General features: G+C 72.1%; 21 protein-coding genes. 17 read left to right on the forward strand and 4 right to left on the reverse strand.

What is annotated here, in order from left to right; translation table 11 throughout:
- Window positions 1-229: 229 nt before the first annotated feature.
- The 13 genes from QBL25_RS01350 to QBL25_RS01410 all read left to right on the forward strand — a co-directional run bounded on the left by QBL25_RS01350 (window position 230) and on the right by QBL25_RS01410 (window position 16,582).
- Complete coding sequence (locus QBL25_RS01350; protein WP_409055088.1) at window positions 230-1,480, forward strand: condensation domain-containing protein; 1,251 nt, start codon at window positions 230-232, stop codon at window positions 1,478-1,480.
- A gap of 44 nt (window positions 1,481-1,524) precedes the next feature.
- Entirely contained in the window at window positions 1,525-4,008 is a 2,484-nt protein-coding gene (locus QBL25_RS01355) for an ATP-grasp domain-containing protein (RefSeq protein WP_409055089.1), read from the forward strand.
- Window positions 4,009-4,048: 40 nt separating this feature from the next.
- A complete protein-coding gene (locus tag QBL25_RS01360; protein WP_409055090.1) occupies window positions 4,049-5,713 on the forward strand; it encodes a carbamoyltransferase C-terminal domain-containing protein in 1,665 nt (554 codons plus the stop codon).
- On the forward strand, window positions 5,713-7,047 hold the full coding sequence (locus tag QBL25_RS01365) for a KamA family radical SAM protein (RefSeq protein WP_409055091.1): 1,335 nt from the start codon (window positions 5,713-5,715) through the stop codon (window positions 7,045-7,047). The genes QBL25_RS01360 and QBL25_RS01365 overlap by 1 nt, the downstream gene beginning before the upstream one ends.
- 88 nt (window positions 7,048-7,135) lie before the next feature.
- A complete protein-coding gene (locus QBL25_RS01370; protein ID WP_409055092.1) occupies window positions 7,136-8,437 on the forward strand; it encodes a pyridoxal phosphate-dependent aminotransferase in 1,302 nt (433 codons plus the stop codon).
- Between the two features lie 28 nt (window positions 8,438-8,465).
- Window positions 8,466-9,173, forward strand: a complete 708-nt coding sequence (locus tag QBL25_RS01375; protein ID WP_409055093.1) for a maleylpyruvate isomerase N-terminal domain-containing protein — start codon at window positions 8,466-8,468, stop codon at window positions 9,171-9,173.
- Between the two features lie 37 nt (window positions 9,174-9,210).
- Window positions 9,211-10,350: an acyl carrier protein gene (locus QBL25_RS01380; RefSeq protein ID WP_409055094.1), complete on the forward strand. Its 1,140-nt coding sequence runs from the start codon at window positions 9,211-9,213 to the stop codon at window positions 10,348-10,350.
- Between the two features lie 47 nt (window positions 10,351-10,397).
- A complete protein-coding gene (locus tag QBL25_RS01385) occupies window positions 10,398-10,664 on the forward strand; it encodes an acyl carrier protein (protein WP_409055095.1) in 267 nt (88 codons plus the stop codon).
- Entirely contained in the window at window positions 10,661-11,827 is a 1,167-nt protein-coding gene (locus QBL25_RS01390; protein ID WP_409055096.1) for an acyl-CoA dehydrogenase family protein, read from the forward strand. The genes QBL25_RS01385 and QBL25_RS01390 overlap by 4 nt, the downstream gene beginning before the upstream one ends.
- Window positions 11,820-12,953, forward strand: coding sequence for an acyl-CoA dehydrogenase family protein (locus QBL25_RS01395; protein WP_409055097.1), 1,134 nt, complete (start codon window positions 11,820-11,822; stop codon window positions 12,951-12,953). The genes QBL25_RS01390 and QBL25_RS01395 overlap by 8 nt, the downstream gene beginning before the upstream one ends.
- 14 nt (window positions 12,954-12,967) lie before the next feature.
- Window positions 12,968-13,618, forward strand: coding sequence for a 4'-phosphopantetheinyl transferase family protein (locus QBL25_RS01400; protein ID WP_409055098.1), 651 nt, complete (start codon window positions 12,968-12,970; stop codon window positions 13,616-13,618).
- A 16-nt stretch (window positions 13,619-13,634) separates the two neighbouring features.
- Entirely contained in the window at window positions 13,635-15,224 is a 1,590-nt protein-coding gene (locus QBL25_RS01405; RefSeq protein WP_409055099.1) for an AMP-binding protein, read from the forward strand.
- Between the two features lie 1,079 nt (window positions 15,225-16,303).
- Entirely contained in the window at window positions 16,304-16,582 is a 279-nt protein-coding gene (locus QBL25_RS01410; RefSeq protein ID WP_409055100.1) for a DUF4873 domain-containing protein, read from the forward strand.
- Window positions 16,583-16,869: 287 nt separating this feature from the next.
- Here the strand turns inward: QBL25_RS01410 and QBL25_RS01415 are convergent, their stop codons facing one another.
- The 4 genes from QBL25_RS01415 to QBL25_RS01430 all read right to left on the reverse strand — a co-directional run bounded on the left by QBL25_RS01415 (window position 16,870) and on the right by QBL25_RS01430 (window position 21,830).
- Entirely contained in the window at window positions 16,870-17,433 is a 564-nt protein-coding gene (locus QBL25_RS01415) for a hypothetical protein (protein WP_409055101.1), read from the reverse strand.
- The gene (locus QBL25_RS01420) at window positions 17,433-19,673 is read right to left on the reverse strand and encodes a DnaB-like helicase C-terminal domain-containing protein (RefSeq protein ID WP_409055102.1); all 2,241 of its coding nucleotides are present in this window, start codon (window positions 19,671-19,673) and stop codon (window positions 17,433-17,435) included. Before QBL25_RS01420 ends, QBL25_RS01415 begins: the two co-directional genes overlap by 1 nt.
- Before the next feature lie 79 nt (window positions 19,674-19,752).
- The gene (locus QBL25_RS01425; RefSeq protein ID WP_409055103.1) at window positions 19,753-20,085 is read right to left on the reverse strand and encodes a hypothetical protein; all 333 of its coding nucleotides are present in this window, start codon (window positions 20,083-20,085) and stop codon (window positions 19,753-19,755) included.
- Window positions 20,086-20,294: 209 nt separating this feature from the next.
- Window positions 20,295-21,830: an APC family permease gene (locus tag QBL25_RS01430; protein ID WP_409062509.1), complete on the reverse strand. Its 1,536-nt coding sequence runs from the start codon at window positions 21,828-21,830 to the stop codon at window positions 20,295-20,297.
- Window positions 21,831-22,215: 385 nt separating this feature from the next.
- Between QBL25_RS01430 and QBL25_RS01435 the strand changes: the two genes are divergently transcribed.
- The 4 genes from QBL25_RS01435 to QBL25_RS01450 all read left to right on the forward strand — a co-directional run bounded on the left by QBL25_RS01435 (window position 22,216) and on the right by QBL25_RS01450 (window position 24,767).
- Window positions 22,216-22,407, forward strand: coding sequence for a DUF4236 domain-containing protein (locus QBL25_RS01435; RefSeq protein WP_409055104.1), 192 nt, complete (start codon window positions 22,216-22,218; stop codon window positions 22,405-22,407).
- Between the two features lie 258 nt (window positions 22,408-22,665).
- Entirely contained in the window at window positions 22,666-23,499 is an 834-nt protein-coding gene (locus QBL25_RS01440) for a helix-turn-helix domain-containing protein (RefSeq protein ID WP_409055105.1), read from the forward strand.
- 87 nt (window positions 23,500-23,586) lie between these two features.
- Complete coding sequence (locus QBL25_RS01445) at window positions 23,587-24,054, forward strand: cupin domain-containing protein (protein ID WP_409062510.1); 468 nt, start codon at window positions 23,587-23,589, stop codon at window positions 24,052-24,054.
- Entirely contained in the window at window positions 24,051-24,767 is a 717-nt protein-coding gene (locus QBL25_RS01450) for an SGNH/GDSL hydrolase family protein (protein WP_409055106.1), read from the forward strand. The genes QBL25_RS01445 and QBL25_RS01450 overlap by 4 nt, the downstream gene beginning before the upstream one ends.
- The last annotated feature ends 42 nt before the right edge of the window (window positions 24,768-24,809 follow it).

The following is a 24,809-nucleotide window of genomic DNA, read 5'->3' on the forward strand; positions in this document are numbered from 1 at the left end:
GAATTCAGTTTCCAATGAGATCGTCACGCTCTCACATCCGACCGCGAAAGCACCACCCACCTCGCCCAACACCCCCCGCCAGGCGGCGAGATGACCGGGGAGCCCGCGCCAAGCGGAATCCACCCCTCCCGATGACCGCTGGACAGATTTCAACAAGCTGTGGCAGCTTATGCCGCACATCGGAATACCCTTTCCGCATTATGGAATTCGGAGGTTCACGGCGTTGCAGATGACTGAGGCGGCACCTCTTTCCCTGGGCCAGCTCTCGGTGTGGCACGACATCCGCGATCTGCCGCCGCACCGCCGCCACGAACCCAACAACGCGGCCGTCTGGGACCTGCCGTCCGGCGTCGGCCCCGATGCCGTGCGGGCCGCGCTCACCGCGCTCGCCGCCCGGCATCCCTCCCTGCGCACCCGGTATGACGTGAGCAACCCCGACGCGCCGCGCCAGTGGGTCCCGGCCGCAGCGCCGTCCGTCACCCTCGCCACCGACGCGGCCGGGGACGAAAAGGCGGAGGAGCTCGCCCTGCGGCTGGCCGCGGAACCCTTCGACCTGGGCCGGCAAGACGGCTGGCGGGCCCGGCTGGTGCAAGGCGGACCCACCCCCACGGGGCAGCCTGCGCCGGACCGGCTCGTCTTCGTCAAGCACCACATCCTGGCCGACGCCTGGGCTCAAGAAGTGCTGCGCCGCGACCTCCTGCGCGAACTCGCCGCACCCGGCAGCCTCCAAGGAACGGCACCGGGCCCCGCCGACCTGGCCGCCGCCCAGTACGCGCCCCACGGACTGCGGCGCCAAGACGCGGCGTTGGAGCACTGGCGCGGCGTGCTCAGCCGGGCCCCGGCCGCCCGCCTGCCCACGACCGGCGACGTGCCCGGCCAGGTCGTGCAGGGCACGCTCCGTTCGACGGCCGCGCTCGCCGGGGCCCGGGCGCTGGCCGAACGGGCCGAGGTCTCCGTCGCCAGCGCCCTCATGGCCGCGTATGTCCGTGCCGTGGCCCGCCGGTGTCACAGCGACGCGCTGCTCGTGCAGTTGATGAGCGCCAACCGGTTCTCGGCACCCTGGAAGGACCTCGTCACCTCGATGAACGAGTGGGTGCCCGTCCTCGTCGAGGCAGCGGACGCGGACCTCACCCCGCTCGCCCGTGCCGTGCACTGGAGCAGCCTGCGCGCCGTACGCCACGGCGTGCACGACGTGACGGTGGTCGCGGCCCTGCGCGCCCGCATGCCACAAGCCCCCGAGCCGGCCTGCGCCTTCAACCATGTGGCCCTGCCGCCCGGGACCGCGGTGTGCCAGGCCGCGCCCGTCGAGTCGGCCGTGACCTTCGAGGCGCCGTTCACCACCATCGGGCCGCGCTGCTACGCCCGCTCCCACGAGGACGGGCACGTGCTGACCATCCGGCTGACCGCGCGGGACACCGGACAGGCCCCGTGCGCCTCCCTGCTCTGGGAACTGCACGACACGCTGCTCGCCGCCGCCTGACCCGCCGGCCCCCGCCCCGACGTCCCCGCGCCCTTGGAGGCCCCGTGCCCGACCCCGCCCTCCCCCTCGACCAGACCCCTTCGGGCACCGACGCCCCCGGCCACGTCATCGTCCTGCACCGCTGGAGCGACCGGTACGCCCACTACGCCCGCTACCTCGACCACAGCACCCACCAGGTCAGCTACATCACCACCGAACGGGCCCTGACCCACCTGCCGCTGGACGCCGCGGCCGGCGTGGAACTGGTGGACAGCACCGAGAACGCCAAGGCCGTGCGCGAGGCCGTGGACCGGCTGACCGAGCGGTGCGGGCCGCCCACCCGCATCGCCGCACTACAGGAGACCGACCTCGACCTGGCCTCGGTCCTGCGCGACGAGCTGTCCCTGCCGGGCCCCGGCGCCGAGGAACTGCAGCCGGTGCGCGACAAGTTGCTGATGGCCCGCCGTCTGGCGGCGCACGCGGTCCCGGCACCGGCCACCGCCGCCGCACCCGACCACGCCGCCGTGGCCCGCTTCGCCGCCGAGCACGGCTGGCCCCTGCTGGTCAAACCGCGCCGCGGCACCGCCAGCGCCCACGTCACCCGCCTCGACGACCCGCAAGCCCTGGCCGCGTACACCTTCCCCGCCGACACCGAGATGATCGTCCAGCCGTGGGTGCCGGATCGGATCCTGCATGTCGACGGCGTCTTCGACGGCCACGACCTGGGCTTTTGGCGGGCCTCTCGCTATGTGAGCACCTGCCTGGAATTCACCGCCGGTGAGGTGCTCGGCTCCGTGGAGATCGACGACGCCACCGCGCTCGATCGCATCGGCGCCCTTTCGGCCCGGGCCGCGCGAGCGCTGCTGGGCCGGCCCTCCGTCTTCCACCTGGAGCTGTTCGAGAGCGCGAGCGGGGACCTGACCGTGCTCGAACTCGGAGCGCGGCCCGGCGGCGCCGAAGTCCCCTTCATCTGGCGCGAGGTGCACGGCGTCGACCTCATGGCCGCCGCCTTCGCCCACCAGACCGGCACCCCCGACCCGACACCGGCCGCCCCGGGCGCCGGCGGCCGGATCGGCGGCTGGCTGCTGGTACCGCCATCGGCACCCACACCGTGCCGGGTACGGACCGTGACCCAGCCCGCCCACGGCCCGGCATACGCGCGCAGCCTCCCGCACCACGGACAGCTCATGACCGGGGGCGGCTACGAGCACGCCGGCGCACGCTTCCGCTTCGCGGGCCGCAGCAGCGCGCAGGTGGAAGAGGATCTGCTGCGCACGGCCCGCGAGACGGCCCTGGAGTGCACCCCCCTCGACACGCAAGCGCCCGCCCGCCTTGTCCTGGTGGGCTGCGGCAACCCGCCCTACCGCGCCTACGCGCTCGCCGCCCTGGCCGGGCGCGTGGAGACCGCGCTCGTACAGCCCGCACCGCCGCAGTGGCAGCGCCCGCACATCGGCGATCGCTTCCGGGCCGCCGACACCTCCGACGCGGACGCCGTCACCGCGGCCGTCGCCGACCTGCTCGCCACCACCAACGGTCCAGGCGCGGTCCTGACCTGGGACGAAACACTGCTCGCCACCACCGCGGAGGTCGCCCGCCGACTCAACCTGCCCCACCTGGGGCCGAGCGCCGTGCGTGGCTGCCGCGACAAGCTCACCACCCGGCAGATCCTCGAGGCGGCCGGAACGCCCTCCGCGCGCTTCCGCCACGTACACGACCGGCAGGAAGCGATCACGGCCGCCGGGGACCTCGGCCTGCCCGTCGTGGTCAAGCCCCGCGGCCTGGCCGGCTCCATCGGGGTCACCCTCGCGCGCACGCCCGACGAAGCCGGCCGCGCCTTCGACCGGGCGACCACCTCCGCCTTCCCCGGGATCGACCGGCTGGCGGGGGCCATCGTGGAGGAATACCTGACCGGGCCCGAGATCAGCGTGGACTGCGCGGTCGAGGGCGATCGCGTCCATCTCCTCAACGTCGCCCGCAAACGCCTCGGCTTCAGCCCGCACTTCGAGGAGGTCGGGCACCTGGTGGCCCCCTGGCGGGAGGAACCCTGGGCCTACGACGTGGAGTTCGTGGTCAAGGCCGCGCACGCCGCACTGAACCTGCGCACCGGCATCACCCACAGCGAGCTGCGCCTGACCCCCTCGGGCCCGCGCGTGGTCGAGGTCAACGGACGCCTCGGCGGCGATTTCATCCCCCTGCTGGGCCACCTGGCCACCGGCGTCGACCAGGTGGCGGCCGCCGCGGACCTCGCTCTGGGCCGCACCCCCGACGTGTCACCGCGCCAAGAGCGCTGCGCCGAGGTCCGCTTCGTCTATCCCGCGCACGACGGCGTCGTCAGCGAACTCGAGGTCTCCGCCGCCGCGGCCGTGCCCGGCATCACCCACGCCATCGCCCTCGCACCCCCCGGCACGACGCTGCGCCTTCCCCCGCACGGCATCGTGCCCCGGCTCGCCGCGCTGATCGCCACGGGCGACACGCCCGAGGAGTGCGGCACGGCCCTGGACGCCGCCGAGCGGGCCGTGCGCCACCGCCTCGCGCCGCTGCACCCCTGAACCCCGCACCCTCCCGCGAAAGACAAGGAGCTCTCCGATCATGTGGATCCTGGGCGTCAACGCACCGCCGGCCGGCTGGCACGACACCGCCGCCTGTCTGATCGACGGCGACGGCCGGATCGTCGCCTTCTCCGAAGAAGAACGCCTCAACCGGCGCCGCCACTCCCTGTACCGCAAGCCCACCGGCGCCGCCCGGCTCTGTCTGGAACAGGCCGGCATCAGCGCCGCCGACATCGACGTCGTGGCGCTGGGCTGGGACGACGAGCAGCTCTACCCCGGCCGCTTCGCCGACGACGCCGCATTCCTCTCCTACGCGGTCGGCCTCGACTTCGGCGAGCGCCTGCCGCAGGTGGTGCGCGTGGGCCACCACCAGGCACACGCGGCCTCCTCCTTCTACGCCTCGCCGTTTCGCAAGGCGGGCGTCTTGGTGGTCGACGGACACGGCGAGAACGAGTCCTCCAGCATCTGGACCTACGAGGAGGGCCGCGCGCCGCGCCTGGACCGCTCCTGGCAGCGCACCGCCTCCCTGGGCTACGCCTACGACGCGGCCTCCACCTGGCTGGGCTTCTCCTTCCTCAACGCGGGCAAGACGATGGGCTTGGCCGCCTATGGCCGCGCCCAGGGCATGGTCACCGAGAGCCTGGTCGACCTCGCCGGCGACGACTTCTCCCTCGCCGTCGAGCCACTGGCCGAACGCGCGGGGCGGGCCACCGCCGAAGACATCAAGGAGCAGTACGAGCACACGGTCGCCCGGTGGCGAGAGCGCTACACCCGGATCGCGGGCGCCGAGGGGCCGCGCGCCGCGGAGGACCGGCTCGCCGAGGACCCCGCCGCCGTCCTGGTCGCCTACACCGCTCAGCGCATCGTGGAGGAGACCGTCACCCACCTCGCCTCGCTGACCCGCAAGACGGCCGGCGTCGAGGAGCTGTGCATGAGCGGCGGCGTCGCCCTGAACTGCTCCACCAACGGCACCCTGCCCGGCCCCTTGTACGTGCCGCCGGTCCCCCACGACGCGGGAGTGGCCCTCGGCGCCGCCTGGACGGTCCGCCCGCCCCGCGTGCGCACGGCCCCGCTCTCCCCCTACCTCGGCAGCGACATCGCAGCCGGGGCGGTCACGGCAGCGGACACCGAGGACCTGCTGCGCACCCCGCTGGACATCGACGCGTTGACGGCGCTGTTGCTGGACGGGCGCGTCGGCGCGGTCGCCCAGGGGCGCGCCGAAGTGGGACCGCGCGCCCTGTGCCACCGCTCGATCATCGCCGTACCGGACACCGCGGACGTCACCACGCGCGTGAACCTGGTGAAGAACCGCGAGCAATGGCGTCCGTTCGCCGGTGTCACCCGGCCCGGCTACGGCGCCCGGCTGTGGGAGCAGCAAGAACACCTCAGCCGCTACATGCTCGGCGCCGCCCGCGCCACCGACCTGGGCCGGCAGGTCGCGCCCGGTGTCGTGCACGTGGACGGCACCACCCGGCCCCAGACCCTCACCGGGGACGAGGCACCGGCCGTCGGCGCGGCCCTGGACGCTTTGGAGGCCCAGGGGGCGCCGCCGGTGTTGCTCAACACCTCCTTCAACGACCGGGGCGAACCCGTCGTCGACACCGCGCAGGACGCGCTGGCCGCGTTCCGCTCCATGGAGCTGGACTTCCTCGTGCTCGGCGACTGCCTCTACCGCAAGAAGAGCGCGCCGGGAGGTGGCGCGTGATGGCGGGCGACCTGGCGCCGCCGGGGCGCTTTCGCGCACAAGGGCCCAAACACCTCGACGAGATCGCGGCACGCTACGGCCTGCACGAAAAGGTGCGCGAGACGGTGCGCCGGGTGTCGCTGGTGTTGCCGTTCCGGGTCAACGAGTACGTCCTGAGCCAGCTGATCGACTGGCACCGCGTACCGGACGACCCCATGTTCCAGCTGACCTTCCCCCAGCGCGGCATGCTCGCCGCCGCCGACGAGGACCAGCTCGCCAAGCTGTCCGCGGATCCCGGGGACAAGTTGCTCCTGCGCGAACTCATCGGCGACATCCGCACCCGCCTGAACCCGCACCCCTCGGGCCAGCAGCAGTACAACGTGCCGCACCTGGACGGACAGTCGGTGCCGGGCCTGCAGCACAAGTACCGCGAGACCGTCTTGTACTTCCCCGGCCAGGGGCAGACCTGCCACGCGTACTGCACCTACTGCTTCCGCTGGGCGCAGTTCGTCGGCGACGCCGACCTGCGCTTCGCCGCCCCGGACCCCACCGGGCTGCTCGCCTACCTCACGGCCCATCCCGAGGTCAGCGACGTCTTGGTCACCGGCGGCGACCCGATGGTGATGACCACCGAGCGGCTGCGCCGCCACCTGGAGCCGCTGCTGGCCCTCGACTCGGTCGACACCGTGCGCATCGGCACCAAATCGGTGGCGTACTGGCCCTACCGCTTCACCACCGACCACGACGCCGACGACGTGCTGCGCCTGTTCGAACAGGTCGTGGCGGCGGGCAAACAGCTCGCCGTGATGGCGCACTTCAGCCATCCGCGCGAACTGGAGACCGCACCCGCGCAGGACGCGCTGCGCCGCATCCGCGCGACCGGCGCCGTCGTGTACGGCCAAGCGCCGCTGATCGCCCGCGTCAACGACGACGCGGCGACCTGGAGCGCGCTGTGGAAGGCCGAACTGGCCGCGGGGGTCGTCCCGTACTACCTGTTCGTGGAGCGCGACACCGGCCCGCACGCGTACTTCGAGGTGCCGCTGGCGCGCGCGTCGGCCATCTTCCAGGACGCCTACCGCACGCTGCCGGGGCTGGCCCGCACCGTGCGCGGCCCGGTCATGTCCGCGACGCCCGGCAAGGTCGTCGTGGACGGGGTGCAGACGACGCCCGAGGGCTCCTACTTCCAACTGCGCATGCTCCAGGCCCGCGATCCCGCTCTGGTCGGCCGGCCCTTCCGCGCCCATTACTGCCCCGACGCGGCCTGGCTCGACGACCTGGAGCTCGCACCGGACTGCCCGCCGGACCTGGCGGCCGCGCTGCGCGGCGCGACCCGGCCCCCCGACGCGACGGCGTGATCCCGCCCGCTGCCACGTCTGTCGCCCTCCTTCCTCCCCCTGCTCCCTCGCTCCCTCGCTCCCTCGCTCCCGTGAAAGGAACCCGCACGTGCCCGGCCTCCCGCACCACCCGCCCTCCCCCAACCTGGCCCTGGACCAACTCGTGCACGAGCGCCGGGCCGCCGGGCAGTCGCTGGTGCACCTGGCATTCGGCGAGGCCCGCTTGCCGCTGCTGCCCGGGCTGGCCCAGGCCCTGGCCGACGGGGCAAGCCTGACGTCATACGGGCCGGTGGCGGGCCGCGCCGACGTGCGCCAGGCGGTCGCCGGCTACTTCGCGCGCCGCGGCCTGCCCACCGACCCCGACCAGATCGTGCTGGCGCCGGGCAGCAAACCGCTGCTCATGGCCCTCCAGCTCGCCCTCCCCGGCGACGTCCTGCTCCCCGCCCCCGCCTGGAACACCTACGCTCCCCAGATCGCGTACGCCGGCAAGCAGGCCATCGCGGTCCCGGTACCCGCGCAGTGCGGGGGCGTTCCGGAGCCCGCGGCCCTGCGCGCCGCGCTCGCCCGGGCCCGCGCCGCGGGCCGCAACCCGACCTCGGTGATCCTGACCCTGCCGGACAACCCCACCGGCACGCTCGCCCCCGCTCACCTCATACGCGAGATCTGCGCGCTGGCGCGCACCGAGGACCTGGTCGTCATCTCCGACGAGATCTACCGCGACGTGCTGCACGACCCCTCGGGCCTGTACCTGAGCCCCGCACAGGTCGCGCCCGAGCGCACGGTCATCACCACCGGCCTGTCGAAGAGTCTGGGCCTGGGCGGCTGGCGCATCGGCGCCGCCCGCTTCCCCGCCGGCGACCTCGGCCGGCAGCTGACGCAAGGGGTCGTGTCGGCCGCCAGCGAGCTGTGGTCCGCCCTCGCGGGCCCCATGCAGCACGTCGCCGCCTACGCCTTCTCCGAACCCCCGGAAGTCGTACGCAGATTGCGGGAGGCCGCCCGCCTGCACGGGGCCGTGGCCCGCGCGGTGCACCAGATCGCGCTCGACGCAGGAGCCCTGTGCAGGCCCCCCACCGGCGCGTTCTACGTCTACCCCGACTTCGGCCCGCTGCGCGCCGAGTTGGCCGCGCAGGGCGTCACGGACTCGGCCTCGCTGGCCCGGCGGCTCCTGGACGAATCCGGCGTCGTCGTCCTCGCCGGGCACCTGCTGGGCGACGCGCCGGACGCGCTGCGCTTCAAGGCGGCCACCAGCCTGCTCTACGGGGACGAACACCAGCAGGCCGAAGCCCTGGCCGCCGACGACCCGGTGCGGCTGCCACACATCGCGGACCAACTCGCACGCATCGCCGACGCGTTCGCGAAGCTGACGGGCCGCTCCGTACCCCTGCCCCACGCCTTGGAGGCGGCGCGATGACCAAGCCCCCTGTGCCGAAAGGATCCCGATGAAGGAGATCGATCCCGGCCCCGCCGTCTTCGGTGAACTCCAGCGTGCCACCGAGCGGCTCCTCACTGCCGCCACCACCCTGAGCGATCAAGACATCGCCGCCCCGTCACGGCTGCCGGGCTGGACCCGCGCCCACGTCCTGAGCCACCTCGCCGCCCAGGCCCCGGCCCTGGAACGCCTGCTGACCTGGGCGCGCACCGGCGTCAGGACCGATCAGTACGCCGACCGCGCCGCCCGGGACAGCGAGATCGAGGCCGGGGCGCTGCTGCCCGCCACGGACCTCGTGGCACGGCTGCGCGAGAGCGCACAGAGCTGGCAGCACGCGGTCGAGACCCTGCCCGGGCCCGCGTGGGACGCCACGATCGTGCCGTTCACCGGCGAGAGCTGCACCCCCCGCCGCATCCTCGTCATCCGGCTGCGCGAACTGACCCTGCATCTGGTGGACCTGGACATCGGCCACGAGGTGTCCGGCATACCGCCCACGGCACGCGACATCGTGCTGGACGACGTCGTGGGGTACTACGCCGAGGCCAAGCAGGTGCCCGCCTTCACCCTGCGCGACGCCGAGGGCGTGGAGCTGGCCCGGTTCAACGGCGGCGGGCCCGTGGTCAGCGCTGCGCGGGCCGAGCTGCTGGCCTGGCTGAGCGGCCGCGGCGGCCTCGCCGACACGCCCGACGGCCTGCCGGTCCTGCCGCCCTGGATCTGACCCGCGTACCTCTCCCAGCGATGGAGGACACCGTTTCATGCCCATCCCCCTGCCCGTGAGCGCCCCGGCCCCCCTGCCCCTGGAGGGCGTGCGCAGCGACCTGCTCGACTGCATCCAGGTGAACCTGGCCGTACTCGCGGACCACTTCCACGGCCCCGGCACCCACCTGAACCTGGGCGCACACCTGGATCTGCCCCTGCGCGCACTGCCCGACGGCCTGCCCACGGCGGACCCCACCCTCGAGGCGCGTCTGCTGACCGACGCGCCCCTGGCGGGGCTGCGCACGGCCGCCAGGCGCCGCCTGACCGCCGCCGAGCTGCTGGCCGAAACGGCCCGCCATCCCGAGGTGCACTACGTCGTCGCCGACAGCTACCACCTGCCGTGGCTGCCCTACCACGGCACCGCGCACATGGACCACAGTTTCCTGCTCACCGCCGGTCCCGTGGGATGGCACGTCACCGACGCCTACCGCATCGAGACCCGCTGGGGTGCGGCGCTTCCGGGGGAACACGTCCTGGGCGAGGCGGCGTTGTCCGGCATCGGCCCGGCGCAGGTCCTCACCTTCCTCCCGGCCCCACCCCAGCCGGTGCAGCCCAGCGTGGCCGACATCGACCCCGAGCCCTATGTGCACGCCTACGCGACGTGGCCCGATCGGCTCCGCGCTCTCGAACAGCTCTCGGCGGAGACGTGGCTGCTCACCCGCGCCCGCAAGCTGCACGCCGCCTACCGCGCACAGCGCGCCGGGCGCAGCGAACCGACCGAGGCCGAGCGCGCCCACCTCACGGCCTGGGACAAGCTGGTCGAGCAGGTCTACCTCGCCCAGCGCCGCGTCGCCCGCGGACGAGCCGAACCCACCGGCACCACCGACCGGCTGGCCGCACTGCTCGCCGCCGACCGCACCGTGTTCACCGCCGACCCGGCCACGACCGTGGCCACGGACGCCGACGACGCGCTACGCCGTGCCATCGCCGCCATGGCCGCCGACGTCCTTGGCGTGGCGCAGGCCGACCTCCTGGACGGCGCCGCGCTGGACTCCTTCCCCTCCTTCAGCTCCTTCCGGCTGGTCGAGATCATCGACCGCATCGAGAGCGACCTCGGCCTGGAACTGGACGCCGACGAGCTCATCCCCGAAAAGCTGCGCCGCGTCGACGACTTCTGCCGCATCGCCCGCCGCTGACGGCTGCCTCCGCGCAGCTTCACCCCGTACCGAAAGGACCCGCCCCCGTGGATCCCCGCTTCACCGACTTGCTCCGGCCCTTCCTCAAGCACGCCGGCTCCGGCGACATCGCCATCACCCCCGAGACCGATCTCCGGCGGCTGGGCGTCGACTCCATGCAGGCCATCGAACTCCTCTTCCAGCTGGAGGACGGCTTTGGCATCCAACTGCCCGACGAGGACATGAACGACGCCACGTTCGCGACGGCGGGCAGTCTGTGGCAGGCCGTCGCCGCCCAGCTCGCCGACGAGGAATCCGGTCAGGTGAGTGCGTGAGCGCCGACGCCAGGCCCTCTTTGGCCGATCGACTCGCCGAGGTCGTCGAGGTGACCGAGGCGCACCTGGCCGACGCCGACCGCGACGCCGCCTTCCCCGTTCAGGCACTGGACGCGCTGCGCCGTTCGGGTCTGCTGGGGCTGCTGGTGCCCGTCACGCACGGAGGCCTGGGCGGGTCCGTGCGCGACCTGGTGCAGGCTGCCGAGACGCTGGGGCGCGCCGACATGTCCGTGGCCATGATCTTCGCCATGCACTGCCAGCAGTCCGCCGCCCTGGTCCGGCACGCCGACGAGCGGCTGGCCAAGGCGCTCCTGCCCCGCGTCGCGGCGGGCGAGGTCTACCTCGCCTCCGTCACCACGGAAGCCGGCAAGGGCGGACATCTCACCACGGCCCAGGCGCAGTTGACCGACGCCGACGGCCTGCTGGAGATCGACCGGTTCGCGCCGGTCGTCACCGGCGGGGCGCACGCGGACGGCTTCTTGATCACCATGCGTGCGGCGGGCGACGCCACGGCGCACGAGGTGTCGCTGGTCTACGCCGACCGGGAGCAACTGACCGTCGAGGGCACCGGCGACTGGCAGCCGATGGGCATGCGGGCCAGCCACAGCGCGCCCCTGCGGCTGACCGGCCGTGTACCGGCCCACCAACTGGTCGGCGAGCCGGGGCACTTCCACGAGATCGCCGCGCACGTCTTCGGCCCGCTGGCCCACCTGGGCTGGTCGGCCGCCTGGCTCGGTACCGCGGCGGGCGCGCTGGGCCGGGTGCTGCGGCTGGTGCGCGGACCGGGCGGCCGCGCCCGCTTCGACACCACCTCCGAGCTGCTGCTCACCCGGCTCTCCCGCGCCCGGCAGCGACTGGACATGGTCCACGCGCTGCTCCACCGGTCGGTGAGCGTGGTCGCATCCGGCGCGGACCTGTCCCGTCCGCCGCAGCAGCTCCTGCTCAACTCCCTCAAGATCACCGCCTCCGAGCAGTGTCTCGCCGCCGTCGACGAGCTGGTCGAGGCGGTCGGGCTGCGCGACGGCTACCTCAAGAATTCGCCCACCCGGCTCGAACTGGCGGTACGCGACCTGCGCTCGGCCGCGCTCAACTACCACAACGACCGCCTGCACCTGGCGGACGGCCGCCTGGCCCTGCGCGACCAGGGAGTCACCTTTGCCTGACCTGCCCGCCCTCCTTCCGCCCCCGGCACCGGCAGCCGGCGGCCCCCCGCACCCCGGCCCCGCCCTCGACGGGTCGTCCCTATGGGCAGCCCTCGGCGCGGCCGGCCACCTCGCCCGCGCCTACCGCGACGGCGACGTCCGCAAGGGCATCGACGTCGACGGGCTCGCCGACGTCCTGGCGGCCGCCGACGCCCGCTGTTCCATCCCCGCCACCTTGTCCGCGAGCGTGCAGCTCGCCACGGCCCTGCCGATCCTGGCCACCGCAACCGGCTCCCCGATCGAGCCCGTACTGACCCGCACCCTCAGCGGCGCGGCCACCCTGGCCCTGGCCGCCACCGACACCACCGCGGGCACCGACCTGACCGCGCTGCGCACCGAGGCGGCCATCGACCCCACCGGCGTCACCGTGAGCGGCAGCAAGGAGTGGATCACCAATGCCACCACGGCCGAGGCCTTCCTCGTCCTGGCCCGGCACCGGCCGGGCCGGCACTTCGCGAACTTCACCTGGGTCCTGGTCCCGGCCGACGCACCCGGCGTGCGGGTCCGTTCGGCGGGCTCGACCCTCTATGAAGGTTCCGGCGCCGGCCATGTGTCCTTCGACGCGGTGCGCCTGGGCCGCGACCACGTGGTGGGCCGGGTCGGGTTCGGACTTCCGGTCTTCGCCCGGCACATCGCCGTCGAGCGCCTGGCCGGTGCGCTGTGGGGCGTGGCACTGTGCCGCCGTGCGCTGATCGCCACGCGACTGCGGCTGACCGAGCGCGCGCACCAGGACGGCACACTGTGGAATCGCGGCCACGTCCGCCAGCGCTTCGCCGCCGCCCTCGTGCGCGTCCAGGAACTCAACGCACTGACCGCACAAGCGGCCTCCGCGATCGCCGGAAACTACGACCTCCAGACCGCCGCGGCGTTGAAGGCGGCCGCCGGTACCACCGTCCCGTACGTCCTCGGCGAGTGTGCCCACCTGTGGGGGGCGGCCGGTTTCGCCGACGGCGGCATGCAAGAGCTCCGGGCGCAGGCCGCGCTCTTCGGCATCGGCGGCGGCACGACGGAGGTGGTGCTGGACGCGGTCGCCGAGGGCGCCGAGCACGTTCTCGACGACCTGGGCCGCCCGGCGCTGCAATGGTGAGGACCGGGCTGTCGGTGGACCCCCTGGAGGTGGCCGCAGGGGTGTGGGTGGCGGCCGGCTCCGCCGCCCCGAGCAACCACGACGACGACGCACGCCACGCCGCCGCACTGCCCCAGTGGCAAGCCCGCCGCTTCCTCCACGGGCGTGGCCTGCTGCGGCAGTTGCTGCGCACGGTGGCGCCCCCGCTGGCCGGAGCCACCATCGCCTACGACCGGCGCGGGCAGCCCCACCTCCCCGACCATCCCACGGCCGGGATCTCTGTCTCGCACAGCGCGGGCATGGTGGCCTGCGCATTCGCCACCGAGGCCCGCGTGGGGGTCGACCTCCAGCATCCGGCCGCCTCGGTCAGCAGCACCCTGGCCCATCGGCTGCTGCGGTCCCACGCACCCGACGTGCTGGCGCTGCCCCCGGCTCGGGCGGCCGAGGAGCTGACCTGGGTATGGACGGCACAAGAAGCGTGCGTCAAAGCGGCGGGGGCCGGGCTAGCCGGACGACCGTGGGACATCGACGTACCGCCAAGACAGCACGGCGGCGACTGGGAAACGTACCGCTGGATGTGCCTGCGTGCCGTCTCCCGCACGCCTCTGAGCTGCGCGGTGGGCTCGGCCGCTGACGGCGGCGATACACCCCCGCACCACCCCCTCCAGGCCCCTGCTTCCCTTTGAAAGGCATGAACGACACGTGACCGAGTCCCTACCAGCCGAACGCCGGACGCTGCGCGACTGGTTCGCGCACACGGCCGCCGCCTTTCCCGCCACGACGGCACTGGAGATCGGCGACACACGGCTCACCTACAGCGAACTCGCCGCCTCGGCGGAGTACGTGGCCCACCAGCTCTGGGAGCGGGCCAACACCGGCACCGCGCCTCGCCGCGTCGGGCTGCTGACGGGACGCACCTCGGTCGCGTACGCCGGATATCTTGCCGTCCACCGTCTCGGCGCGGCCGTGGTCCCCCTGGGACCCGCCTCCCCCCTCGCGCGCAACACGCGCGTGACCGCCGCCGCACAACTCGACGTGATCTTGACGGACGGCTCCTGCGACCACGCGGACGAGCTGCCCGCACCGACGCTCACGCTCACCCCTGAGCACCTGCTCGAAGCGGCCGCCACCGCACCACCGCACCTGCCCGAACAGACCGCCGGCTCCGACGATCTCGCCTACCTGCTGTTCACCTCGGGATCGTCCGGCGAACCCAAAGGCGTTCCGATCAGACACGGCCAGGTGTGCGCCTACCTGGAGCAAGCGGTGCCGCACTACGGGCCCGGCCCCGGCGACCGCGTGTCCCAGACCTTCGAGCTGACCTTCGACCCGTCCGTCGTGGACCTGTACGCCGCCTGGGGCACCGGCGCGACCCTCGTCGCGGCCACCCGCGGCGACCTGCTGCGCCCCGTCCGCTTCGCCGCCACCCGCGCCCTGACCCACTGGAACTCCGTGCCGTCAGTGATCTCCCTGGCCGAACGGCTACGCGCACTGAAACCGGGCAGCCTGCCGTCCCTGCGGCGCAGCATGTTCTGTGGCGAGGCCCTGACGCTGCGTCAAGCGCGGGCATGGGCACAGGCGGCCGAGAACAGCACGGTGGACAACGCATACGGCCCCACGGAACTCACCATCACCTGCACCGCCCACCGCCTGCCCCGCGACCCCGACTCGTGGCCCGACACCCCGAACGACACCGTGCCGATCGGCCCCCTGCACCCCGCCCTGCAAGGCCGCCTCCTCGACGGCGAACTGTGCGTACGAGGACCCCAGCGCTTCGGCGGCTACCTCGATCCGGCCAACGACGCGGGCCGCTTCCTCACGCCCGACGCCACTCCCTACGATCCCGGTACCCGCCTGACGGACGCGCACTGGTACCGCACGGGCGACCGCGTGACCACGCTGTCCTCCCCCGCAGCCGAGGACGGGCCGTTGCCCGCCGGCGTGCCCCTGGTCCACGTCGGCCGTGCGGATCAGCAGGTGCAGGTGCACGGCTACCGGGTCGAACCAGGTGAGGTGGAGGCGGCGTTGCGGCACCTGCCGGGGGTCCTCGACGCGGCGGTGGTGGCGCTGGGGACACCGGACGGCAGCACCGAACTGGCGGCGGCCCTCACCAGCGCGTCCGGCGCGGCGGCCGTGGACCATCGCGCCGCGCTGCGCCTCCGGCTCCCTCCTTACATGGTCCCGAACCGGGTCGTCCCCGTTGCGTCGCTCCCGCTGAACGCGAACGGGAAGGTGGACCGTGCAGAGGTGGTGCGGCTGTTGTGCGCACCGAATCCGCCCGAGGCGCCCTGAGCGCACCGACGACGGCTGGCGCCTGCTGTCATGGCGCCACCGTGGGCAGCACGTTGAGGGGCCCGGGTGCCATGTCGGCACCCGGGCCCCGAAGGAACTGCTACACCATCTGCCGGCCCTGATGTTGCACCGGCCTTCTGTGTCCGCACGCCCTCCTGGGAGCGGGGGGATGCGGGGATCGCGGTTGCGTGACCGGAGACCACCTCACTATCGATGTCCTGCGGTACCCGGGCTCTGCAGATACACCCGGGCGATCCTGATGGCGCTCGGCTCCTCCGTTCTTCCCTCTTGATCAACTGATTACCGAAGGGGACTGCGCACTGCTGGTACTGCGTACTGCTGGTATTGCGAACTTCCGGTGATCTGCACGAGCATCACCCTTCGACAGCCAGCCCCGTCGCCTCTCTCGCATCTGCTCTGGCTTAGAACCCCACTGCCGAACTTCCCGATGCGCGCGCCCGCAGCCGACGCCTTCATCGAGGTACCGCGCATTTATCTACGCTGCTGGATCTTGCGGGTACTGCGGTTCTGCTCACGGCGGCCCCTCTCCACTGCGGGCCACCCGGTCCGGTGATCAGCCCCGTCGCCATCCTGCGACCGCTCCGGCTTCGAAACTCCACCACCGCACCGTCCTGCAACTGCACTTGCGGGTACTACTGCCCGGCAGTTCCTGTCTGCCGGGCCCTGCTGATCTCGGCTACGTGAGAAACCATAACCACATCACCGCGCAATGTCTACTCTCGCCGTCATAGATTTCCGCGTCTGCGGTAGTAAGTTAATCAACCGCGACCGGCTGCGGTGGCTGGGTCCGCCACCGGGCGATCACGACCACCGCCTGTCGGCCCGCCGGGTCTGCGCCTGCCGTGGCCGCCCTGCCCGGCCAGGCAGGTCTGGCTGTCTGCGCATGCAGGGCCTCGCCAAAGACGTACAGATCAGCGGCCACCAGAGCGGAACCCAAGGTCTGCCGTGCCGGCGTGCACGGATCGCGCGCCCGTTCCCCGGCTACCGCCGAAAACCGACCGCGCGACCCAGCTCAAGGCGTCGGAGTCGTCGCGCATTCTGCGGGCAGGGGGAAACGCATGACCAACATCTACGAAGGCCCTGCCACCCTCATCCTCGGCGAGGAGGCGACCGAGGTGATGGCCGCCCTGGAAGCCGTCGGCTCCGGGGCATCCACGTCCTGGTCGGGCTCGATTCACGCCGATGGGCTCCAAGCCTCGTTCTGGGTGGCCGTCCAGAGCAGCAGCGTCACGATCCGCATGCCCGACGGCCGCCAAGGGACCGCGCGCATCGACATGGACGCAGAGAGCGGGAGCGCCGTGCTCAGCGGCAAGGGCCCGGCGCCTTTCTCACCCTGAGCAAGACGCGAACAACGACGCCGACACCGCGTCGAAGAACGACTGCACCCGGCGCCCTCACCGCAACTCGAGAGCGCCCTGGACCCACTCATCGTGAGGGCACGGCGCGCCGCTGGTGTCCCTCACGACGAGCTCTGGTGGCCGCAAGGGGAACCCGCGGCGATCACCACGCTCCTGTCGCAGTACCACCCGATGAGAGACCCGGCCCTGCGCGTCAACCTCTCGATCGCATTGCAGGCCGGGTTTCAGCCGTCGGGGTCCTGGGAGATCAGTCGGGTCCTGGGAGATCAGGTGACGATGTAGGTGCCGCCGGGGAAGTCCCAGCCGTCGGTACCTTCGCCGATGTCGTCACAGATGACGAAGTCGATGAAATCGTCCTCGAATTCACCGTCGTCGAGCTCTCCCTCGCGCCACTTGGCCTCGATCGAGGCCCAGTGGCCGTTGCGGCCGTCGATGCGCAGCGGCGCGGAACCGCCGGCACCACGATTGCGCTCGTCCGCGCCGGTCTTAACGATGCCGCGGATCTCGAACTGGTGGTCCTTGAAGGCCTGCGGGATCGGGTCGGCGGGAATCGTCGCGGCTGCTTCGTAGGCCTGGCCGATGATCTCGCGATAGCGGCGGCGCACGTTGTACTCGTCGTCGGCCAGCCACTTGGTGAGGGTGACGGCCGTGATGTGCAGGCCGGTCTCCTCCAGGGCGCTGTAGCCGCGGTGGGTCTGGGTGAGGTGGACCAGCTGGGCGTGCCAGGTCCTGGCCTTATAGGAGGTCAGGCGCCCCTTGGGGGTGAGATGGTAGGTGGCGAGCAGGCTGTTGAGTGCGGCGCCCAGAGTGGGACCCTGGCCCTGGGGCATCAGGCCTCACTCCCCTGCTCGGCCTCTACCTTGACCTTGACCTCGCCGAAGCCGGTGCCGACCTTGTACCTGCCCGGCGCTTCGCCGTCCGGGGTCCAGAACACCGCCTCGTCCACGTTGCGCAGGGCGATGAGGGTGTGTCCTTCCTGGACGGCGCCCCAGGCGACGACCCAGTGGCGCACGGAGGCTTCGGCGACCATGCTCAGGCGCCAGTCCGGGCGCCAGAAGGGCGAGTTGAGGTGTTCGCCCTTGGGCCACAGCAGCCGCAGGGCGATGGACAGGCGCCGCTTGTACTCGGTGTACGGCTCGCCGCCCGCCTCGATCAGCTCGGCGCGGGCCTGCTTCGCTTCTTGGTAGAAGGGCTTGAGGAGGCTGTTGTTGGCGCGGCCGGTGAACGAGTCGTAGATGCGCAGCGGGTGCGCCATCTGCTCTTGGCGGATCAGCTTTTCCAGGAGTTCCATGTGCGGGGTGGTCACCCAGATCCGGCCCTGGTCGTCGGGGCGGTCGGCCAGCCGGCCCAGCGGGTGGGCCATGGCGGCATGGTCCCAGGCGGGCACGTCGATGTAGAAGATGCCGGCCTGGTCCTTGGCGCGCTGCTCCAGCGGTCCGGTGTGCAGGAGTTTGTTGGGGGCCAGGGTGACGGCCGAGCAGGCCGAGGGATAGGAGCCGTTGCGGTCGATCGTGCAGAACTGGCCGGGGCCCAGGCTGTCGGGCACGATCAGCCGGTGGCGCTTGCCGCCGCGGCCCCGGACACTCTGCACCTGGGGGTGCACCCAGCGCGGCTCACCGTCCATGACCTCGTTGAACAGGGTCCACGGCTCTTGGTCACGCTCGGCTTTGCCGATCACCGCGATGGGGTGCATCTTCGACCGGCCGATGGCCTCCTTGAGCAGCCGCAGCGCAGGGAAGGAGGCGTTTTCGGGTTCGTCGTCCTCGTCGCCGGGTTGCAGAGTCTGCTCCTGCTCTGCCGCTGCCTCCTCCTCCGCGGGCGGCTGCTGGTGTGCCGTCTGCGGGGTGCTGCGCTCGGCTCGCCCAGTCAGGGCCTCGGCGTCGGCGTCCTGGCCGGTCTCTGCGCCGGTATCGGGGGCGGGGGTCGGGACCTGGGCGTGCTCGGCGCGCTGGGCTGCGGCAAAGGCGTCCAGGGCGGCGCGCAGACGCCGGCCTTCCGGGTTGTCGGGGAGGGTGAGGCCGGCGGCCGAGGCCAGGGCGGTCGTATAGGGGCGCAGGTCGGGCAGTTCCTCCGCGGCTCCCTTCAGTACGGCGTCGCGGTGATCGGACAGGAGTTGCAGGGCCTCGGAGGGCAGGCCGCGCAGGGCGCCGGAGGTAAAGGGCAGGACGGCCTCGACCAGTTCACGCTCGGTCTCGGTGACGGGCTCGGGGACCGCACCGGCCACGGCTGCGGCGGTGCCCTCGGCGGGCGATGCGGTGGTTTCCGAGGCAGCCGGATGCGGCGGCGCGGCGGTGTCGGTGAAACGGGCCCGGTCGAGCTGCGCCTGGAGGCGGATCGTGGTCTGCCCGAAGTCCCGCTCGGCGACCGCGACGTCGGCGAGCCCGCAGTCGTCGGCGACGGCCAGGGTGAGGGTGACATCCGCGTCCAGGCCGCGCACGGCCTCGGGGTCGTCGGTGTTCAAGACGGCCAGTACCGGCACCGCCAGCTGCCGGGCCAGGTGCGTCAGCGTGCGCACCGCGGGCGGCACCTGGTCGCCGGAGAGCGGGATGTGCGGGTCGTGGGTCTGGTGCAGGCGGTCCACGACGATCAGGGCGAGGTCGTCGACGTAGGGTGCGGTCTCACAGATGGCCCTAGCGGTCAGCCCGGCGCCGTCATCGAAGAGCACCGGAGCATGCCCCACGCTGGCACCGGCCGCCTCGGCGGCTTCGCGTTCGAGTGCGGTGAGCGTTCCGGCGCGCAGGTTGCGCAGGTCAACTCCCGCCTCGGCGGCGATGATCCACCGGGTGACGACTTCCTTGGTCAGGCCCGCGGCCGCGTACAGCACGTGGTGGCCTTGCACGAGGGCGGTGTGACGGGCAGCGGCCAGGGCCAGCAGGCTGCCGCCTGCGCCGGGGGGCGCGGCCACCAGGGTCAGGCGGCCCGGCTGGAGGCCGCCGGTGGCCGCGTCCAGATCCCGCAGCCCGAAGGCTTGCCCCTTGGGGGTGGTGGGCGTGAGGACGTCGCCGACCATGTCACCCAGGGCCGCCAGTTTGCGGGGGGCGGGGCGGGGCGGGGTCTGCTCGCTGTCCACCGTGTCTTCTCCCTTGGGGAATGCCGTGTGCGCGTCGAGAGTGTCGAGGGGGTCGGCGTGGCTCAACGGGCCGGCCCGTTCAGATGTAGGTGACGGGGTTGCGGGACCGGTGCGGGCTGGGGGTGGGCCGGCCGACCCGCGGGTCACCGAGCAGGAGGTCCCCTTCGAGGGCGTAGCGCTCCCCGTGCTTGGAGATGCCGGTGATCGTCGCGACCGCGAGTACGGTGCCCTCGGTGTTGATGATCTGCACCTCATCCTGGGACAGGGCCCGGTCGGCGTTGAACTTCCAGATCCCCCGGCTGACTTCCCAGACTTCGGCCTCGCTCATGCCGGGACGCCATCCCAGGGTGGCTCGACCCAGCAGGTCCCCTGCGTCCGCGGCGCGTTCGGCACCGATCTGGATCTGCAGCACCCGAACCCCCTCCCCATACTTTTCAACTTGTTGTAAAGTTACCATATCGAAGCTAACTTTCCAACAAGTTGGAAAGTTGATTCGTGGTGTCGGCGGCCAGGAAGAGGTCCGTCCTCGCACGCGCCGCGGGACCGGTGAACGATTCGCCCGAGCCCGGGCGGACCAGGCCGGGCGGCGTTCGGCGGGCGCGTCGAGCGCCGACAGGTCGCTCAGTGAGCGGGGTTCGTGCGCAGGTGGGCAGCGCCCGAACGTACCGCCCAACCGAAGACGGCGAAGGCGAGAACGCCCACCACGAGCGAGTCGTAGGGCGCGGGCAGATGTCCCGAGCCGCCGAAGGTGCCGAGCCACGACAGCAGCGTCAAAGCCGCCAGGTGGACCACCAGCCAGGCCCCCTGGCGCAGTTCCAGGCCCGGGGGCTTGCCCGCCGTCTTGCGCTGTTGCAGCAGGAACAGCGGAACACCGGCCAGGACCAGGGGCAGGGCCAGCCGCAGGTCGTCCCAGCCCGACCAGTAGATGAACTCGCTCGCCACGGCGAAACTGACCGGGGCGATCCAGCGCACCCCCGGCATGTGCCCCTCGGCCAGGGGCAGGCCACGCTCCCGGTCGTGGGCCCGGAAGGACGCCACCGCCACCGCCGAAGCGGCGTAGATGATCAGGTACATGTCGCCCATCACGCTCACGATGTCCTGCCAGCCGCCGAACGGCAGCATGAAGACGATGATGACGGCGAGGTTGAGGACCAAGGCGCGGCGCGCGATACCCGAGCGGGGATCGATGCGCATGAAGAAACGGGGCAGCAGACCGTTCTTGGACAGGGCATAGGTGTGGCGGGCGTCGATCGCCACACCCACGTAGGCGGAGCCGCCCGGAGAGACCACCGCGTCGGCATACAGCAGCGTCGCCAGCCAGTGCAGGTTGAGGACGAGCGCGAGCTGCCCGAACGGTGACTCGAAGTTGACCCCCTGCCAGCCGTGCGCCAGCAGGGAGTCGGGCACCGTGTAGAGGAAGGCCAGTTGCAGCCCGAGGTAGACGAGCACCGCCAGACCGATGCCGGTCAGGACGGCGGCGGGTACGTTGCGGCGCGGGTTGCGGGCTTCCCCGGAGAAGTCCAAGGGGGCCTGAAAGCCGTTGACGGAGTACACGATGCCGCCGCCGGCCAGAGCGGTCAGGCAGGCCGCGTAACCGTAGGGGGCGAACCCACCGTGGTCGGTGAGGCGGCCCGAGTGGGTGCCGGACAGGAACAGGGCGGCCACCGTGAGCACCGGCACGACGACCTTGAACACCGACACCAGGTTGTTCATACGGGCGAACAGCCGCACGGCGAACCAGTTCAGCGCGGTCAGCAGCACACTCAGCGCGGTGGCCACTCCCAGGCCCGACGCGGTGAGGCTGCCGCCGTCATAGAGCCCGGGCACATAGTGGGCGGCGTACTGCATGATCGCGCTGATCTCCGCCGCGGTGCCGCCCACGGACAGCATGACGGACCAGCCCACAACGGTGCCGACCAGGCGGCCGTTGGCATACAGCGGCCAGCGCACGGTGCCGCCGCCCTCGGGCCGGGTGGCGCCCAGTTCGACCATGACCAGGGCCACCAGCGCGCACAGCAGACCGGCCGCGATCCACGAGAGCAGCGCGGCGGGTCCCGCCATCTGGGCGGCGTACATGGCGGCGAACAGCCAGCCCGAGCCGAGGATGTTGGAAAAGCCGATCGCGGTCAGAGCCCAAAACCCCAGGTCCTTGCGCAGCCGGCTCTCCTCGGCGCGGACGTCCGGCACGCCGGCCGTCTCGGCCGGCTGTTGCTGCGCCACGTGGCAACCTCCTCGACGATCACAGATCCACGGGGCTCAGCGTGTCACGCGGCCCGCGGCACGCAGCGCAACGCGGCCCGCGAAGGTGAATCGCAGCTCGCCGCACGGTCGAGCAGGGCACCCAGGACTCCGGCCGGTACGGACGCGGCGTCCTACCCGGGGGCGCAATCGTGTGCGGCACCCGGATCCTCGGCTGCGTGAGCACGCTCCGTTCCTCGCACCACGGTTGGCCCTGAACGATCCCCTCAATCAGCGCGGAGTCGCGGTGCAGGTGAGGGGCGGGCCTTTCCGGGTATCCGGAGGAGGACCTCAGGAGGATCCCATGCCGCTCACTTTCCGCAAGAGCTTCCGCATACTTCCCGGCGTACGGCTGAACATCAACAAACGATCGTGGTCCCTCACCACAGGCGGCCGCAACGGCCCCCGCCATACCCACAGCAGCACCGGCCGGCGCACCACGTCGATGGACCTGCCGGGCCCGTTCGGCTGGCGCCGCACGACGAAACGACCGTAAGAGGACAGCAGGAGAACGGTCATCGGACGAATCCGGGGCGCCCGGAGAATGTGTTCGCGCGGCGCGCTGTGCCGTGCTGAGAAGCACCCACGCCAAGAGCTCGGCCGCGAAACCCCGGCCGAGCTCTTGGCTGCTCCCCCCTGGGGGCGGGATCGACCGGTCCGGGATCAGGGCCTGGATGCTGAAGTGAGCGGCGCGCCGCACGAGTTGGCTCCGGTGGCGGCCGTTTCGGGGTCGCCGGTTCGTACACTGAACCGGGTGAAGGACCCTACGGCTACCAAGATCGAGGCACGTCCGGCGCCCGCCCTGCGACGCTACGTCGGCTCGTACGTCGGTTTTGACCTGCGCGGCTTCCCGGCCGGGGTGCACTGCGGTCCGCCGGGCCGGGAACTGACCGCGGTGATCAGTCTGTCCGGCCCTTTGGAGGTGGCGGCGGGCACCGACGAGGGGTCTTCGGCCACCCGGTTCGGCGGTGTGGCCGGGGGTCTGATGTGCCGGTCCGTCGCGATCCACCACGACGGACGCCAACACGGCGTGAAGGTGTCGCTGACCCCGCTGGGGGCCCGGGCCGTCTATGGCATGCCCGCCGCCGCGCTCGCCCATCAACTCATCCCGCTCGAGGAGCTTCTCGGACCGCTTGGCGTGGAGCTGGTCGAGCGCCTTCGCGCCGCGAAGACATGGCCCGCGCGGTTCGCGGCGCTGGATGAGGTGCTCCTGCGAGCCGTCGGCCGCACCGAGGGTGGACGCGTGCCCCGGGAGGGCGCCGAGGTGGCCGAGGCGTGGCGCCGCCTCGTCGCCGCGCAGGGCCGCATCCAGGTGGGGGCGCTCGCCGCGGAACTGGGCTGGAGTCGGCGCTACCTCACCGATCGGTTCCGCGGCGAGGTGGGCCTGTCGCCCAAGACCTTCGCCCGCGTGTTGCGCTTCGAGCACGCCCACGCCCTGGCAACCGTGCACACTCCGCTCCCCTGGGCCGAGGTGGCGAGCGTCTGCGGCTACGCCGATCAGGCCCATCTGGTCCGGGACTGGCGCGAGTTCACCGGCCGATCGCCGACAGCCTGGCGTCGTGGCGAGATCCTCCTGGGGGCCGGGTAGGGGTGGGCCGACCGGTTGTTCGCGGGCCCTTTGTCCGTTCCCTTTTCTTCAAGACCGCCCGGTCCTTCTCCTGTGACGATCCTCCACATGAGACTTCTGGATCACGAACGCGACGCCATCGACCTGCGCACCACGCCCGTGCACCTCGGACTGGGATCGAGGGCGCGATCGATCGAGGGCTTCGCCTGGGACCCGCAGGTGCTCCAGGCCTACAGCGCCGCGGTCGCAGCCGACGGCGCCGAGGGCCGGATCGTAACGATCTTCGACGGTGACGGCCCCGGAGACCACTGGGAGCGCCACCCTGTCGGCGACGAACTGGTCGTCTGCCTCGGCGGGTCGGTCACGGTCACCCGCGACGTGGAGGGGAGGGCCGAGCGCGTGGTGCTCGGGCCGGGTGAAGCCACCGTCAACCCGGCCGGAACCTGGCATGCGGTCGACATGACGGGGCTGGCGTCTATCCTGACCATCACCGCCGGACTGGACACCGAGCACCGTCCTCGAACCGATGCCCGCCCCACCGAGCACGCCGGCACGCCCGGTCCGCGAGCCCGGTGACCGCACGTCTCGCGTGCCTGGGCGACAGCCTCACCCGCGCGCAGCTCAGCGTCGACTACGTGGACCTGCTCAAGCGATGCCATCCTCGCGGCGACGTGCGGTCCGCTCGCTTCGCCGCCAACGGCGACTTCGCCTACAACCTCCTGCGGCGCCTCGACGCCGTCGTCGCGGACCCACCCGACGTGATCACCGTGCTGATCGGGACCAATGACGCCCGAGCCAGCCTGTCCGGCTATCCCATCGAGCAAGCCATGAAGCGCAAACAACTCCCCCGACGCCCGTCGGCCGACTGGTTCCAGCAGTGCCTGACAGCCGCCGTCGAACGGTTGCGCACGCAGACCGACGCGACGATCGCCCTGCTGTCGCTCCCGGTCCTTGGCCAACAACTCGACGATGCGCCGGCGCAGGCTTCACAGACCTACAGTCGGCTGATCGCCGAGGTCGCCACCTCCAGCGGGGCGGCCTACCTCCCGCTGCACGAACGCCAAGTGGAGGAGCTTCACCAAGCCGACCCGCCGCCGATCCCCTACCGGGATCCCACTGCCTGGGCGAGCGCCGGCGTCCTGGCCCGGCGCACCGTGCTGCGCCACAGCCTCGACACGATTTCACAGCGCCGAGGCCTTCTCCTGACCACCGACCACATCCACCAAAACACCCGCGGCGCCACCCTGATCGCCGAGGTCATCGACGCGTTCTTGCCGCAGCACAGGTAGTCGCGTGTGCTGCTCGGGACGGCTCTCCTGACGGCTGCCTGG

It is taken from the genome of Streptomyces sp. SYP-A7185, from assembly GCF_046103685.1.
Lineage (GTDB): Bacteria > Actinomycetota > Actinomycetes > Streptomycetales > Streptomycetaceae > Streptomyces.